The sequence below is a fragment of the Bacillus sp. LLTC93 genome, from assembly GCF_002993125.1.
GTDB classification, from domain to species: Bacteria; Bacillota; Bacilli; order Bacillales; family Bacillaceae; genus Bacillus; species Bacillus zhangzhouensis.
In genome coordinates this window covers 58,601-72,473 of record NZ_PVME01000001.1, presented here as the reverse complement: position 1 = coordinate 72,473, position 13,873 = coordinate 58,601, and the positions used below count along the sequence as shown (strand labels likewise).

The 13,873-nt window shown below is 39.1% G+C and carries 17 protein-coding genes; 4 read left to right on the top strand and 13 right to left on the bottom strand.

Features of this window, described 5'->3' with window-relative positions; all coding sequences use genetic code 11:
• The first annotated feature begins 172 nt into the window (after window positions 1-172).
• On the top strand, window positions 173-601 hold the full coding sequence (locus tag C6W18_RS00405) for a DUF2621 domain-containing protein (RefSeq protein WP_034323742.1): 429 nt from the start codon (window positions 173-175) through the stop codon (window positions 599-601).
• A 21-nt stretch (window positions 602-622) separates the two neighbouring features.
• Here the strand turns inward: C6W18_RS00405 and C6W18_RS00400 are convergent, their stop codons facing one another.
• Window positions 623-1,105 (bottom strand): CcdC family protein, encoded by a 483-nt coding sequence (locus C6W18_RS00400; protein ID WP_034323745.1) that lies wholly within the window; start codon window positions 1,103-1,105, stop codon window positions 623-625.
• Window positions 1,106-1,199: 94 nt separating this feature from the next.
• Window positions 1,200-1,907: a cytochrome c biogenesis CcdA family protein gene (locus C6W18_RS00395; protein ID WP_034323747.1), complete on the bottom strand. Its 708-nt coding sequence runs from the start codon at window positions 1,905-1,907 to the stop codon at window positions 1,200-1,202.
• Between the two features lie 209 nt (window positions 1,908-2,116).
• Here C6W18_RS00395 and C6W18_RS00390 point away from each other — a divergent pair, with 209 nt between their 5' ends.
• On the top strand, window positions 2,117-2,290 hold the full coding sequence (locus C6W18_RS00390) for an aspartyl-phosphate phosphatase Spo0E family protein (RefSeq protein WP_369810454.1): 174 nt from the start codon (window positions 2,117-2,119) through the stop codon (window positions 2,288-2,290).
• Window positions 2,291-2,558: 268 nt separating this feature from the next.
• Here the strand turns inward: C6W18_RS00390 and C6W18_RS00385 are convergent, their stop codons facing one another.
• The 6 genes from C6W18_RS00385 to yneA all read right to left on the bottom strand — a co-directional run bounded on the left by C6W18_RS00385 (window position 2,559) and on the right by yneA (window position 6,973).
• Window positions 2,559-2,777 carry a YneF family protein gene (locus C6W18_RS00385; RefSeq protein WP_003212379.1) on the bottom strand — a complete coding sequence of 73 codons (219 nt, stop codon included), beginning with the start codon at window positions 2,775-2,777 and terminating at the stop codon, window positions 2,559-2,561.
• A gap of 84 nt (window positions 2,778-2,861) precedes the next feature.
• Window positions 2,862-3,308 carry a sporulation inhibitor of replication protein SirA gene (sirA, locus tag C6W18_RS00380; protein WP_034323749.1) on the bottom strand — a complete coding sequence of 149 codons (447 nt, stop codon included), beginning with the start codon at window positions 3,306-3,308 and terminating at the stop codon, window positions 2,862-2,864.
• 198 nt (window positions 3,309-3,506) lie between these two features.
• Window positions 3,507-5,510, bottom strand: a complete 2,004-nt coding sequence (tkt, locus tag C6W18_RS00375) for a transketolase (protein ID WP_034323750.1) — start codon at window positions 5,508-5,510, stop codon at window positions 3,507-3,509.
• Window positions 5,511-5,697: 187 nt separating this feature from the next.
• The gene (locus tag C6W18_RS00370; protein WP_099680703.1) at window positions 5,698-5,928 is read right to left on the bottom strand and encodes a DUF896 domain-containing protein; all 231 of its coding nucleotides are present in this window, start codon (window positions 5,926-5,928) and stop codon (window positions 5,698-5,700) included.
• Window positions 5,929-5,996: 68 nt separating this feature from the next.
• Window positions 5,997-6,644 carry a YneB family resolvase-like protein gene (locus C6W18_RS00365; RefSeq protein WP_105925282.1) on the bottom strand — a complete coding sequence of 216 codons (648 nt, stop codon included), beginning with the start codon at window positions 6,642-6,644 and terminating at the stop codon, window positions 5,997-5,999.
• A 17-nt stretch (window positions 6,645-6,661) separates the two neighbouring features.
• The gene (gene yneA / locus C6W18_RS00360) at window positions 6,662-6,973 is read right to left on the bottom strand and encodes a cell division suppressor protein YneA (protein WP_034660770.1); all 312 of its coding nucleotides are present in this window, start codon (window positions 6,971-6,973) and stop codon (window positions 6,662-6,664) included.
• Between the two features lie 159 nt (window positions 6,974-7,132).
• Here yneA and lexA point away from each other — a divergent pair, with 159 nt between their 5' ends.
• Entirely contained in the window at window positions 7,133-7,753 is a 621-nt protein-coding gene (gene lexA / locus C6W18_RS00355) for a transcriptional repressor LexA (RefSeq protein ID WP_034323762.1), read from the top strand.
• A 48-nt stretch (window positions 7,754-7,801) separates the two neighbouring features.
• Here lexA and C6W18_RS00350 read toward each other — a convergent pair whose 3' ends face one another.
• Window positions 7,802-8,251 carry a hypothetical protein gene (locus tag C6W18_RS00350; protein WP_105925280.1) on the bottom strand — a complete coding sequence of 150 codons (450 nt, stop codon included), beginning with the start codon at window positions 8,249-8,251 and terminating at the stop codon, window positions 7,802-7,804.
• A 293-nt stretch (window positions 8,252-8,544) separates the two neighbouring features.
• On the opposite strand from C6W18_RS00350, the gene C6W18_RS00345 reads away from it, so the two are divergent.
• On the top strand, window positions 8,545-9,087 hold the full coding sequence (locus tag C6W18_RS00345) for an IseA DL-endopeptidase inhibitor family protein (RefSeq protein WP_105925278.1): 543 nt from the start codon (window positions 8,545-8,547) through the stop codon (window positions 9,085-9,087).
• Between the two features lie 32 nt (window positions 9,088-9,119).
• Here C6W18_RS00345 and C6W18_RS00340 read toward each other — a convergent pair whose 3' ends face one another.
• The 4 genes from C6W18_RS00340 to C6W18_RS00325 form a co-directional block, all read right to left on the bottom strand.
• A complete protein-coding gene (locus C6W18_RS00340) occupies window positions 9,120-9,968 on the bottom strand; it encodes an STAS domain-containing protein (RefSeq protein WP_034323769.1) in 849 nt (282 codons plus the stop codon).
• 133 nt (window positions 9,969-10,101) lie between these two features.
• Entirely contained in the window at window positions 10,102-10,482 is a 381-nt protein-coding gene (locus tag C6W18_RS00335; RefSeq protein WP_051691164.1) for a NucA/NucB deoxyribonuclease domain-containing protein, read from the bottom strand.
• A gap of 227 nt (window positions 10,483-10,709) precedes the next feature.
• On the bottom strand, window positions 10,710-12,698 hold the full coding sequence (locus C6W18_RS00330) for an ArnT family glycosyltransferase (protein WP_105925274.1): 1,989 nt from the start codon (window positions 12,696-12,698) through the stop codon (window positions 10,710-10,712).
• A 147-nt stretch (window positions 12,699-12,845) separates the two neighbouring features.
• Window positions 12,846-13,754 (bottom strand): trypsin-like serine peptidase, encoded by a 909-nt coding sequence (locus C6W18_RS00325; protein WP_105925272.1) that lies wholly within the window; start codon window positions 13,752-13,754, stop codon window positions 12,846-12,848.
• Window positions 13,755-13,873: the final 119 nt, after the last annotated feature.

The following is a 13,873-nucleotide window of genomic DNA, read 5'->3' as shown; positions in this document are numbered from 1 at the left end:
TACGATAATATATTCTTTTTCTACTAAATGGTTTGGGTCCTTCTAGTAATTGGACGTCTATTTATAAAAAAGGGCGTTTATACAGAAAAGATACAGACATTTTTGTTATTTTCTTCTATCATCTCTTCATGTAAAATAAGGTAGAGAGATAAGGGGTATAAGGAGTGAGAACATGTTAAGCGGCTGGTTTTTGTGGTTCATTTTATTTTGGGGTACAGTAATGATCGGATTACTAGCAATCGGTGGCTTTTTTATGTTTCGCAAATTTTTAAAACGATTGCCGAAGGAAGACGGGAAATCAGAACTTGATTGGCAGGATGAATATATTCAAAAGAGCCTGCACCTATGGCGGGATGAGGACAAACAGCTTTTAAATGAGCTGGTATTACCAGTTCCAGAGCTGTTTCGAGATGTCGCCAAAGAAAAAATTGCTGGTAAAATTGGCGAACTGGCACTAAAAGAACAAGCTGCCAGCATTAATTTAGACTTAATCATTCGCGGCTATATAATCGCTACGCCAAAGCGAGACCATAAGTTTTTACTAAAGCGCCTGCAAGAAAAAAACATTGATCACACGCCATACGAATCACTATTAAAATAACCTCCTTTTTAAAAAGGAGGTTTAATTCATTTGAGCCTGCTGTGGATCTAATTGTTTAGCCAGTTTTCTAAACGACAAATACATAGCGACACGCCAAGGCACGATCATGCCAAAGGCAAGGATCCAAAACATCCCGCTTAGCGCGCCATAATCAATGGAAGAACTCAGGATGGTCTTCATGCCAATACGAATAACAAGAAGACCAATGAGAATAAACACAAAAGCTTTTGATCGCTTTAAATAAATTTCATTCCCTCTAATTTCAAATTTTGATGTTTTAATTAAAAATATTGAGAAAAACATCCCCACTGTGATCGCCTCAAGAAATTCGGCTCCAGTTACTTGAAACATAGGGATCAAAAACATTAGAGCGCCAGTGCTCATGAATATAGGAGGTAAAATAATTTTTTTCGCGGTTGCAGGTTTTGCAGATGATTTAATGCGAATAAACATGACGGCTACCGCCATACATACCGCAATTATAGAAGAGATTATGATCATCATATCAAATCATTCCTTTATTCTTTAAGGTCAGTCTATGTATAATATACTCCAATTGACGAAAAAAAACCATTCGCCGCGACTGTAGAAAACGATTTCAAAAGCCTGTAAATCCACCAAACAATGATGAGAACATAATGATAATCCATGTGAGAAGATCAAAGAACAATAAAATCCCTACCACAATCATAATGATCCCGCCAATTCTCATGATGAGCTGCTGACGCTTTCTGATCCACGCCATTTTCGTGATGAAAAAAGAAAGAACAAAAAACGGAATGGCAAAGCCTAATACATACGCAATCATATAGGTCACAGCGGACTCCGGTTTATTGCTGGCAAGTGTGATGACAGCTGATAAAATCGGGCCGGTACAAGGTGTCCATCCAGCAGCAAAACCCATTCCGATGAGAATCGATCCAAAAAAACCAGCTGGACGATTTTTGAACTGCATTCTCTTTTCCCCCATCAGAAAAGAGGGCTGAAATACACCAAGAATCATAAAGCCAAAGAAAATAATGAGAATGGCCCCAATTTGACGAATCGCTTGATGATATTCAATAAAGAACGAACCAACGAACGATGTCCCAAAGCCAATCGCAATAAAAATGATAGAGAACCCAATTAAAAAGAATAATGTATGAAGGAGACTTCTTCTTCTCAACATCACCTTCTCAGATTTCACTTCATCTATACTAACACCCGTGATATACGATAAAAAGGCTGGGTAAAGCGGAAGACAGCACGGTGAGATAAAAGAAAGAAACCCTGCTCCAAAAGCTAAAAAATAATTCAAATCTGACAAAAGAACACCCCCCTTCTTACAATATACAATAAGAGATGACAAAATCATTTCATTTTTTTTACATCATCTCAATAAAGATGGTCTATTCTCTTAAAACCTTATATAATTTAATTTGACATCGAGATAACGAATCCTTTAAATTTGAAAATAAACCTTAATATGGATATAATAGAATCGATTCTTTTTATCAAGATTTGCATGAAAGGAACATGACTTTGGTAAAAACATCATTATTAACTCAAATTGAAGAAAAAAGAGAAGAGTTGATGAAAGTTGTCTTGCATAATGGGATGACATCAACAGTGACCATCGAACATAGCCAGCAGCTAGATCATCTCCTCTTACAATATCAACGACACTTACACTCAAATTCAGCCAACTAATCATATCTCATGATATAAACCAAGCCGCACGATTTTAGAAAAGTTGATATGTGTGACAATAAACGAAACAAAAACCTCTAATCACAGGGGTTTTTTGTTTTTGGTCTTTCAGATGATGCATAACGACATAATAAAAACCACCTTCCCTGCTTCATTCATGCAAGTACAGTGGTTTTTAGCGTCTGATGAAGGTGACTTCATAAAGAAAGGACATAGCTTGTCCATTCTTTATGCCCATGTTCCATCTATGATCATAATATCGTACGTATTATTTCGCTTGGTTGTTCATGGCTTTCATCATTTGATTGATTTTCTTTTGGGACGGTTTCATGCCCATTTGCATCATCATCATTCGAAGCATTTGTTCATTAATTGGTGGATTCTTTTTCAAGTAGCTCATCATATACTTACGAGCAATAAAGAATCCGAGTGCAACTCCTGCAAGCAGTGCAACAACGCCTACAAGGATGACAACCCATAAATCCATAATTCTTCCTCCTTCATGTTGTCTCGTATAAAGTGTACTAAACAAAAGGCTATTATACAACATTTCACGTTCAATTTTATTTTTTTAAACAAAATTCCTCACTTTTACCGGATTGAGCCACCCGTGCTTCTTTGATCCAAAGTCCATGGCAAGGAAGCAAGGACTAATTTTTCTCAGCACTTCAAAAAACACCGCTTCTGCCTCATAACTACCTTTGGCAGACATTTGGATATAACGATCTTTGATAATGAATGCAGCTGTTCCTTTTCCATCTGGTAATGAGGCGCTGTAAATCGAGCCTATTTGTGTATAGTGAATGTTCGTTAAGTTGTTCATTAATCGTTGGTGCATATGAAAAGCAGGGATTCGTTTCGTCACGTAATCCACTTGCTTAACAAGCATGACTAACTCATCGTCAGTACAGTTCGTCCAGTGCAATGACTCAAACAAGTGAAACAAAATAGATTCTCTGCCAAAATAATGATGAGCAAATTCATCCTCAATCCAATAAATATAATAATGGCGTTCCATGTCTATCCCTTCCTTTCACATTTCGTCAATATCGTTTATTGCTTGTATTATACAAAAATGTGAAAGAAAGAATTGTCTATATATGAAGCAAGAAGAAACTAGTTTTGTCAAAAAAACAAGAAAAAAGAAAAAAGTTTGCAGAGCGGATGGAAATGCTCTGCAAACAGGTAGCAAAAAAGCATGATGATTGGAAATCGATTATTTATTAAGTTTTGCTTTTACACGGCTAACCACGTTGCTTACAGTAAATCCGTATTTCTCAATAATGGTTTCACCTGGAGCAGAAGCGCCAAATTTATCAATCGCAATCACGTCACCATCAAGACCCGTGTAACGCTCCCAGCCTAGTGAAGCACCCATTTCAATCGCAACACGTGCTCTCACTGCTTTAGGAAGGACTGATTCTTTGTATTCGTCTGATTGCTGATCAAAGCGATCCCATGCAGGAAGACTCACAACAGAAGCGCGGATACCTTCTTTTTCAAGTGCCTTTTGCGCTTCAATTGCTAAACCTACTTCAGATCCTGAAGCGAGTAAAAGTGCTTCAGGCTGGGCGTCAGCAGCTTCAACGACAACGTATCCACCTTTTTCTACTCCCTCATATGCCTTCTCTGGTGCTTGGTCAATCGTTGGAAGGTTTTGACGAGTAAGGACTAGTGCTGTTGGTTTATCCGTTGAAGATACAGCAAGTTTCCACGCTGCAGCTGTTTCGTTTCCATCAGCTGGGCGAATAACAGAAAGGTTAGGCATCGCACGTAATGAAGCAAGCTGTTCAACTGGCTCATGCGTCGGACCATCTTCACCGACGGCAATACTATCATGCGTAAAGACATAAGTGACTGGCAGTCCCATTAATGCAGCAAGACGAATTGCTGGTCTTAAGTAATCTGAGAAAACAAAGAACGTTCCGCCGAATACACGAAGACCGCCGTGAAGTGCCATACCGTTTAACGCAGCACCCATTGCAAATTCTCTGACACCAAACCAAATATTCTTGCCTGCATAATTATTTTTACCAAAGTCGTCAGTGTTTTTAATTGTTGTTTTATTGGATCCAGCAAGATCAGCAGAACCACCAATAAAGAAAGGTACTTGCTTCGCAATGCCGTTTAATACTTCGCCAGAAGAAGCACGAGAGGCGAGGCTTGAGCCTGCTTCATAAACAGGAACCTCTTGATCCCAGTTCTCAGGAAGTTTTCCTTCAATCGCAAGCTTCAGCTGAGCTGCTAGCTCTGGATATTCTTTTTCATATTGCGCGAATAGCTCATTCCACGCAGCTTCTTTTTTCTGACCAGCGTCTTTTACAGCTTCTTTAAAATGATCGTACACTTCAGAAGGTACATGGAAATCTTCTTCAAACGTCCAAGAATAAGCTTCCTTCGTCAGCTTTGCTTCGTCGCTGCCAAGCGGTGCACCATGCACACCAGACGTTCCCGCGCGGTTTGGAGATCCGAAACCGATCGTTGTTTTCACTTCAATGAGTGTAGGTTTGTCCGTACTTTGTTTGGCTTTTTCAATAGCTGCAGTCACTTCTTCGATGTTGTTGCCGTCTTTGACGTAAAGAACTTCCCAGTTCATCGCTTCAAAACGATTCTTCACATTTTCAGAGAAGGAACGATCTAGGTCGCCATCTAAAGAAATATCATTTGAATCATAAAGAACAATTAGACGGCCTAAGCCTAAATGACCAGCAAGTGAAGAAGCTTCAGAGGAAATTCCCTCCATTAAGTCTCCGTCTCCACAAATGCTGTATGTATAGTGGTCCACAACGTTAAAGTTGTCTTTGTTATACGTTTCCGCAAGATGTCTTTCTGCAAGTGCCATTCCAACTGCCATGGCAATCCCTTGTCCTAAAGGACCTGTTGTGGCATCTACGCCTTCAGTGTGTCCAAATTCAGGATGTCCAGGTGTTTTGCTTCCCCATTGGCGGAATTGTTTTAGATCTTCGATGCTAAGGTTGTATCCGCTTAAATGAAGCATGCTATAAAGAAGCATAGAACCATGTCCCGCAGATAAAACAAAGCGGTCTCTGTTAAACCAATTTGGATTTTGCGGACTTACGTTTAAGTGATTCGTCCATAAAGCGTATGCCATTGGTGCAGCACCCATTGGCATTCCAGGGTGACCGGAATTCGCTTTTTCAATTGCGTCTATGGAGAGAGTACGTATTGTTGCAATAGATTTCAATTCAATCGTTTCCATATAAATCCCCTTCCGTATCTTGTGTACACCATTATCATAAATCTACTGTCCTTTTTTCACAACTATTTCACGCTGAAAAAGAAGGATTTTGTCACATTTAGTTTATCGATCACCTAAAAACTTATGCAAATATGAAAAAAGATGAGAATATTCTTCCCATCTTTTCAAAATTCAAGAAATCACGACCTTAATGAAGGTTCTGATCTCTTTCTCTTTTTAATTTTTCTGGTGTGACATCGTTTCCTTCAGGATCGACGATTTTCACAGTTTTAAGTGTATTTTTCATAGAAGAACGAAAAGCTTTTAAATATTCTTCTCTTAAATGCTTTTGTTCTGTTTTTTCAGCGTCCGACAATCCCGTCTCTTTTGACTTTTTTGAAAGCTCATTTATTCTTGCAAGCTGTTCTTTAGAAATCATGACAAACTCCTTTAAAACATTTTCTCTACATACTACTAAATATCATTCATTTTTACAACAATTCATACTTACGTGGTAAGACCTTTTTCGTACTCTTGATACCTTCTATGCACCGTCGCCTTTGAAATGTCAAAGCCCAGTGCCTGAAGTGTTGCTGCAATTTCGGCAAACGTCATGTTGTTTTTTCTTAATCGAACAATCTCTGAAATCGGTACTTCAATACGCTCACGGCCAGGCGCCTGCTCATGGTGTTTTAAATTGAGTTCAGGCTGATACCCGCGCTCAACAGCCCTCTTCATTCCCCGCTTAATTTTCAGGTTATGAATTTTTCGTTGATACTCTTCCACGATTCCTACAATCTCAATGACCATCTCATCTGCTTCTGAAAGCTCAAGCTGTCCTCTATGAAAAACGCTATACACCTTTACTTTCTCTTTAAAAAGACAATGGAGAAGTGCAATTTTTGCTTGTCCTCTTCCAAGTCGCGTCTCATCCTGAATGAGAACAGCATCTATTGACTCTTCTTTCAGCGTAGCAAGCATATCAAAAACTCCATCACGATCTAGATCGTATCCACTTGCTTTTTCTTTAATGACTTTGACCACATTCATCTTGTGCAAAGCAGCTAAAGCTAGCAGTTCTTCTTCTTGTCTTTTCAGCGAGGTTTCCTGCTCTTCTTTGACAGTACTTACTCTCGCATAAATGATTGCGTTCATGTCTTCAATCGACCTTTCTACTGTACCGTTGCAAGTTGATATACGACTGGATGCTCTTTTTTGACTGGTATCACAAGAATGTCTCCAGGCTGGATTTCAGTTGAAGCAAGATCATTGTGTTCGGTTACCCAGTCAATAAACGCATTTTTGTCGATTGATTTACTATCGTTTACTTGATCAGCTAACCCCCAAAGAGTATCACCTGATTGAACCTCTATTTTAACATATTGATTTGGATCATTATGGCTAGTGACTGCGATAAGTGAGAGAAATATGCCAACGATGAATGAGAATACCCCAATAAAAATAATAGATTCTTTTAACCTCATAATGTCATCTCTCCTAATAGAATGTGTGTTCGCTCTTTCTGTTACTCATTATAGATACGAACAAACGTTTCTGTCAAACGTTTTTTTCGAACCTATGTTTGTACTGTTAGGAAAAACATGCTATAATTTCTTTAAAATTGACGTTTTGAGGTGCAAAAGATGACGAAGCTATCAAAAAGACAACTCGATATCCTGAAATTCATCAAAGAAGAAGTAAAAAGCAAGGGCTATCCCCCATCCGTTCGTGAAATTGGAGAAGCCGTCGGTCTAGCATCCAGCTCAACTGTCCATGGACATTTAGCTAGACTAGAAACAAAGGGCTTAATTAGAAGAGACCCGACAAAACCTAGAGCGATCGAAGTATTAGATGATGAGGAAATGAATATTCCAAAGAGTGCTGTAATGAATGTACCAGTCATCGGAAAAGTAACAGCCGGCTTGCCTATCACGGCTGTTGAGAATGTAGAAGAATACTTCCCTCTTCCAGAAACTTTTGCAGCACCAGATGAACAAGTATTTATGCTTGAAATTATGGGAGAAAGTATGATTGATGCTGGTATTTTGGACAAGGACTATGTCATTGTACGTCAGCAAAGCACAGCCAACAATGGAGATATTGTGGTCGCCATGACAGAGGAAGATGAAGCCACAGTGAAACGTTTTTATAAAGAAGATACACACTTTAGATTACAGCCAGAGAACCCGTCAATGGAACCGATTATTTTACAGAATGTGAGTATACTAGGTAAAGTGATTGGCGTATTTAGAAATATTCATTAAAGAAAAGCCGGAATTTCATCAGCTGCTGATGAAAACCGGCTTTTTCTTTTATGAACAAGAATAAGCAAGAATACTCGAACTTGGGAACGAACCAAATGTAAAGTTCGGCCATATAAAGCCTGTTGTACGGCCAAAAGGCTGTGAGGAAAGCACATACATTAAAAATACTTGACCGTTTCTAAGGAACACAATCGTCCACCTTCTATTACATCCCGCTGCAAATTGAACAGTTTGCTGGCCTCCACTTACACTTTGCCCTGAAATAAGTGACTGCATACTTTGAGGCTGAGAGACTGCTTGCTGATACTGAGAGATGATGTGCTGCGACGGAGCTGGCGGGGCTGATTGTCCGCCTGAACCTTGCCCTGGCCCAGTACCTCCCCCTCCGATTGGAAGCCCAGGAAAACCTCCAACTTGAGGAATAGGAAGCGATGGCCATCCTTGTACCTGCCTATCATACAAGTACCCATTCCACATAACTTCATACGGATGATACATACTAAACACCACTTTCTTAGACATTCATCACGACATTATATGTCATAAATGAAAAAGGGTGTTGAACGTCCAAATAAAATTTTTCCAAAAGACGTTTTATTCTTCTTTAGAACGGTTAAATAATAGTTGAGAAGAAAAAATAAAAAAATGAAAACTTTTTGTCTCACTCAAACGTTATATAGATAGAAAGAAAAGAAATAAAAAACATTTATATTTAACACTTGTAATATCACTGTAATTATTGTAACATTTGTAACATAAGAAGTTTTCATTTAAAAAAGGAGGCAATCGCCTTGAAAAAACTATTTGTTTTATTAACTGCTATTATGCTGATGATCTCATTACAAACAACAACACTGGCCGCTTCCAAAAAACCAGCCGCTTTAACAAATAAAGAAGCGTTACATATTGCCCTTGATGCACGAGAACACTTTTGGAGTGCGATGTCAGGCTATAAAATTAATGAACATTCAGATTACAAATTAAAATCATTTAGCTATAAAGACATGACGTACAACTATCTTTCTAAAACATTTGATACAAAGAAAAAACTAAACAGCTACCTATCTCAAGTTTTCACAAAAGATGCGATCACTCATGGTTTAAAAGACTATCAGTTTATTGTTCATAAAGGTAAAATGGCTGTTCCCGTCGGTGACGGAGACAATATGCTCAATTGGGAGAAAGCAACACCTAAACTTGTCTCTAAGAAAAATACAATCCGCACATATGAATTCACAGTCCCAACGCTTGATGGACGTAAAGTAAAACGAACTGTCACTTACGAGAAAGTACAAAAGGATTGGAAAGTAACAAAAATTGACGCTGTGATCTAATTAAAAACCAGGCCCATTACTAGGCCTGGTTTTTATATTGGAGAAAATTCAGTCATTCGATCTAGCGCGTGAGCAAGTGATGATGCCGCTTGAAATTCATGAAAAGGAAGCCCGAGCTGCACAGCTGTTTGAGCAATTTCTGGTCTGATCCCTGAAATGGTTGTCTCCACCCCGATTAACCGTAGTGATGTCACAAGATCAAAGATTTGATGAGCCACCATTGTATCAATAATGACGACACCCGATAAATCAATGCACAAATGCTGAACACCTTTTTGTGAGCACTGTTTTAATGTATTTTCTAATATAATCTTAGCTCTCGCTGTGTCAATGTCACCTACTAAAGGCAATAAGGCAATATGGCTTTTTAAGACGATCACAGGAGAGCTCAGCTCATAAATCATATCTCTTTGAGCAACGAGCTTTTTTGTTGTATTTTTCACATATTGCTGAATGAACACATGGATTGAAATGTTAAACGCCTCTGATATTAAATCATACCAATAAAAGATGCGGTCGATATCAATATCACCTTGACGCTGTTTAATAAACTCTTTTAAGTAATGAAGGACCACTCTTTGATTAGACATATATTCTCTGACAACATAATCTAATGGTGTGTTTAAATGCTTCGGATCACTTGCTAAGTCTTCCGACCACTTTTTAAATTCAGTATGTAAATACGTCTTATCTTCAATAAGAGCACGTATAAAATGCTGATAATAATCTTGATTTTGCCGTTTTAGCTCTTCTACGATGCCTGAATCAGTTGAACGATAAATAGATTCTGGATCATCATCCTCAATTGATTCATACCATGTTTCAGTTAATTTCTCTGCATGTTGCATGAAAAAATCGTATAATGCACGGTTCTTATCCATAAGCATATGTCCCTTCACATTTTCTTCTTGTCATTGTAGATTGATTGTACCACTGAATCTTTTATCCCTGCTAGCTTGAATACGCTCTTATTGTAAACAAAAAAGGCCCCAACAAGGAGCCTCTTCCCAAGTTTTATTTCACAATAAATAAAATTCTTTTCCCATCAGGATAGCCGCTTATTTGGTGCCCGACCCATGAGCCTGCTCCTCTATTATCTGATGGACTGACATATTGAACACTTGCACCCTTTCCTCCCTCAAGACAAACCGCCATCGGCCATTCATCCCGGTCAAAGCCAGGCTTTGTGGGAATTCCTTTTAACGATTCTTGCCTGCGGACATCTGCTCCATTTCGGTCAATGGTACACACATCTGAATGCCCTTTTCGAATGGCTTCTTGAATATGACTGCCTGTTTCAGGATACCGTTCCTTTGGAAATTGAATGACATGATCATAACGGTCCGCCCCTTTTGCCGCCTGATCCTCTCCAAATCCACTTAATAACGCACCCATCCATATCACAAAGCATAGGACGACAACAGTGAACCAGCCTTTCCTCATCTTCAAAAGCTTGTGACCTCCTCATACTTCTTCAGGTATGATCTTGACTTTAAGGAAATGAGTCATTTTTAATGTATGAGTGGTTCAGTGGTGACATGTGAAAAAGATGAGCTGAAGCTGTCGAGCGATTTCTCCATAAGAAAAGACGAATGGTTTTTCAATCATTCGCCTCGCTCCATTTATGATATTCCATCTACTCTATATAATGTTTCATTTTGTGAACTCTCAGAGGGCATCCCCTGTACAGTTGATGAGGAATAGCCCTTATACTCTTCTGTTGAGATCACTGTACCATGTGACTTGATCCAGTTGACTAAATCGCTGTTAGCTGACTGATTATCTGGTAATAAAAAGTATTTCACTTTCCTTTGTTGAACAAGTGCTTTTAATTTGTTTACAGTTAAAATTGGATCCGTCCCATTAAACCCGCCTAAGGCCATCACATTCTCATCTTCATCAATGATATATGGCGCTGCGGTAACTGTCGTAAGTGTCGCAAATAAATACGTTTCACCTGTTTGATGAGTCTTTAAATAAGTGAGTAAACCTTGATCGACACTAGATGTAAACATATTCCCTCCACGTGAACTAGATAGCTGAATACCGGCCTCAGGAAGTACGCTGTTCCCTCCATATATGATAGGGGTTGCAGCCCAATAACCAGGTATCAGCAATAGGGTTGTCAAAGCGATGATCATCAACCGTTTTTTGATCAATTGTTTTTCTCTGTATACGAGCAATAAAATAGCGATACTCAAACCTGCAATCGCAATTGTATACATCCATACACTACTTATTTGCGTTATATAATTGCTCAAAATATATCCTTGGAATATAGCTGTAACAGCAATTGCCGCTGGAAGTAGATATGCGGACATTCCTTTGTTCGCCGTAAATAACTCACTCATTTTTTTGGCTCCTATGCCACATAGTGCCGCAATTGGTGGGGCAAGCATGATGAGGTAGTAGTGGTGAAAAAATCCTGCAATACTAAAAAAACCTGCAATAGGGATCAGCCATGCTGTCCAAAATATCGTTTGTTTCCATTCATTTAATTGAGAATTCCTCTCCTTCCACCAGCTGATGATCATCCCTAACAGTCCAAATAAGGCGAATGGTAGCATCCAGCTGATTTGACCTGACAATGCAGATTGAAATAAACGAAATACACCTGGATTTCCAGTCCCATACATATTCATACTTTGACCACTAAGAGAACTGCCAGGCGGAGCACCATCTGGACCCTGATGAGGCGGCATCATTTGATTCTGTGATGGGGGCGGCTGATTCCTATTGAACTGATCACCTGACGTCCCACCTATTCCTGAACTGTCTGGCATCATAGCACCTGCTTGCTGATTCGACTCACCAAAGGATTTGCCTGTTGTCTGTCCAAGTAACCGCTCAGTGCCGTTATAACCAAAGGCAAGTTCTAACACAGAATTGGTTTGGCTGCTTCCCACATATGGACGATGACCTTCAGCTGTCATATCAACAGCAACTGCCCATGATAAAGATAAAGAAACAAGTACAGCCAGTGAGCATAGGAGAGATAATAGTTTCTTTTGCAACGAGACGCGAGCAGCAATAAAATAATAGAACATAAATGCTGGAAGAACCATAAATGCTTGCAACATCTTCATATTAAACCCTATGGCTATTAAAACAAAAGCCATGAGGAGCCAGCGTAGCCTCCCACTTTTTACAGCACGCATTAAGAAATAAGCACCAACGAGTAATGTGAAAACGAGCATACTGTCCATATTATTGGTTCTACTAACCGCTGCTGCAATTGGAGTGAGGGCCATAACTGCCGCTGACACCCTCGCAGCACCCTGACCAAAGGTCGGTTTTATCATAAGATAAAGAAGAAGAACGGAGCCAATTCCAGCAAGCGCCTGCGGCAAAATCACACTCCATGTATGAAAGCCAAAAATAAGAGCACTAATGGTTTGAATCCATAAAACGACAGGTGGTTTATCAATTGATACGAATCCAGTTGCGTCAAATGAGGCGTAAAAAAAGTGATGGAAGCTTTTGGACATACTTTTGACCGCGGCTAAATAATATTGATTGGCACTATCATTCTGCCAAATTTGATAAGTATAGAGAAATCCTGCAATAAGCAAAATCATTAACAACATGCTGTCTATTTTTCTGTTTTTCACTCATATCTCTTCTTTCTTTTTCATTTTTTTCATTCAGCATAGCTGTTAAATATGAAAAAGTGATGAATAAAAAAAGAAACTTTTCTACATTCGACTATGAAAAAAAGCTCGTCTCCTTTGAAGGAAACAAGCTTTATGCTCTATTTTTTATTGCGCTTTCGCATAGTTTACAAATTCAACAAAGGCTGCTGTAGCTTTTGGACCACCATTGATCGTTCCATTTGAATAGCCTGCGTTATGAACCCCGACGATTTGTTGGTTTTGATCCAGCATCGCAGAACCTGAATTTCCGCTAAACGTATCAATCGTATAGTATGCTAGATTCGTATCTTCTCTTGTCACAGGACCTGACATCTCCCACTGTGACACCTTGCCAGTTGACCTCATTTTATCTCCTGGATATCCAGAAATTTTAATCGTTGTTCCAGTCAGATTTGTCACCTGACGGATGGAGCGGTAACCGACCGCATTTCCGATGTTCGTATCTGTTTTAATGACGGCAAAATCATATTGGCTCCCACCTGTATTGATATATCCGCTTGGCACATAGAATTCGGTCATGTTTGCTGAGCCGTTCACAGCAGTACTATCATTCATGCCTGGATACACAGACCCTTTTGCACTATAACTTCTCGATGCTGTATTGTACACGCAGTGTCCGTTTGTCAAAATTTTGTTTGGGGCAATGAGTGTACCAGTACAGCTGGACCCGCCAAATGTAATATAAGCAATCGAATTATATGGCGCAACTCTTGTGTTCGCTACTTTTGTTCTACCATCGTCTCCGATGACTACTTTTGTTTGAAAGTCTTTTAAATATTTTGTTAGTGGTTTTACTTTTTCGCCAACAGTAGAAGATAAATCGTCCACTTTGTCAAAGGATGAGGGGGCTTTCGTATCATTGTGGAAATCACTTGAAGAGATGACCTTTCCATCAGAAGTCACCATGTCATAATCAGACGTTAGTACTGAATCCGATGCGGCATGGGCAAAACTAGGCACACTTAAAGCACCAAAAACGAGTAGAGAAGGGATTAACATTTTCACCTTTTTCATCATATTCCTCCTTAATGTCCTATATCAAAAATCATACGATTGTTTCATATTGGAGTAAATGAGAGAATATTCTTATTTTTTACAAAATATTTCATTTTTAAATTGGGTGTTTTGTATCT

Coding starts and splice junctions, on each gene's coding strand:
- C6W18_RS00405 (WP_034323742.1), top strand. CDS start 173: ATGTTAAGCGGCTGGTTTTTGTGGTTCATTTTATTTTGGGGTACAGTA.
- C6W18_RS00400 (WP_034323745.1), bottom strand. CDS start 1,105: ATGATGATCATAATCTCTTCTATAATTGCGGTATGTATGGCGGTAGCC.
- C6W18_RS00390 (WP_369810454.1), top strand. CDS start 2,117: ATGACTTTGGTAAAAACATCATTATTAACTCAAATTGAAGAAAAAAGA.
- C6W18_RS00385 (WP_003212379.1), bottom strand. CDS start 2,777: ATGGATTTATGGGTTGTCATCCTTGTAGGCGTTGTTGCACTGCTTGCA.
- sirA (WP_034323749.1), bottom strand. CDS start 3,308: ATGGAACGCCATTATTATATTTATTGGATTGAGGATGAATTTGCTCAT.
- tkt (WP_034323750.1), bottom strand. CDS start 5,510: ATGGAAACGATTGAATTGAAATCTATTGCAACAATACGTACTCTCTCC.
- C6W18_RS00370 (WP_099680703.1), bottom strand. CDS start 5,928: ATGATTTCTAAAGAACAGCTTGCAAGAATAAATGAGCTTTCAAAAAAG.
- C6W18_RS00365 (WP_105925282.1), bottom strand. CDS start 6,644: ATGAACGCAATCATTTATGCGAGAGTAAGTACTGTCAAAGAAGAGCAG.
- yneA (WP_034660770.1), bottom strand. CDS start 6,973: ATGAGGTTAAAAGAATCTATTATTTTTATTGGGGTATTCTCATTCATC.
- lexA (WP_034323762.1), top strand. CDS start 7,133: ATGACGAAGCTATCAAAAAGACAACTCGATATCCTGAAATTCATCAAA.
- C6W18_RS00350 (WP_105925280.1), bottom strand. CDS start 8,251: ATGTATCATCCGTATGAAGTTATGTGGAATGGGTACTTGTATGATAGG.
- C6W18_RS00340 (WP_034323769.1), bottom strand. CDS start 9,968: ATGGATAAGAACCGTGCATTATACGATTTTTTCATGCAACATGCAGAG.
- C6W18_RS00335 (WP_051691164.1), bottom strand. CDS start 10,482: ATGGGTGCGTTATTAAGTGGATTTGGAGAGGATCAGGCGGCAAAAGGG.
- C6W18_RS00325 (WP_105925272.1), bottom strand. CDS start 13,754: ATGAAAAAGGTGAAAATGTTAATCCCTTCTCTACTCGTTTTTGGTGCT.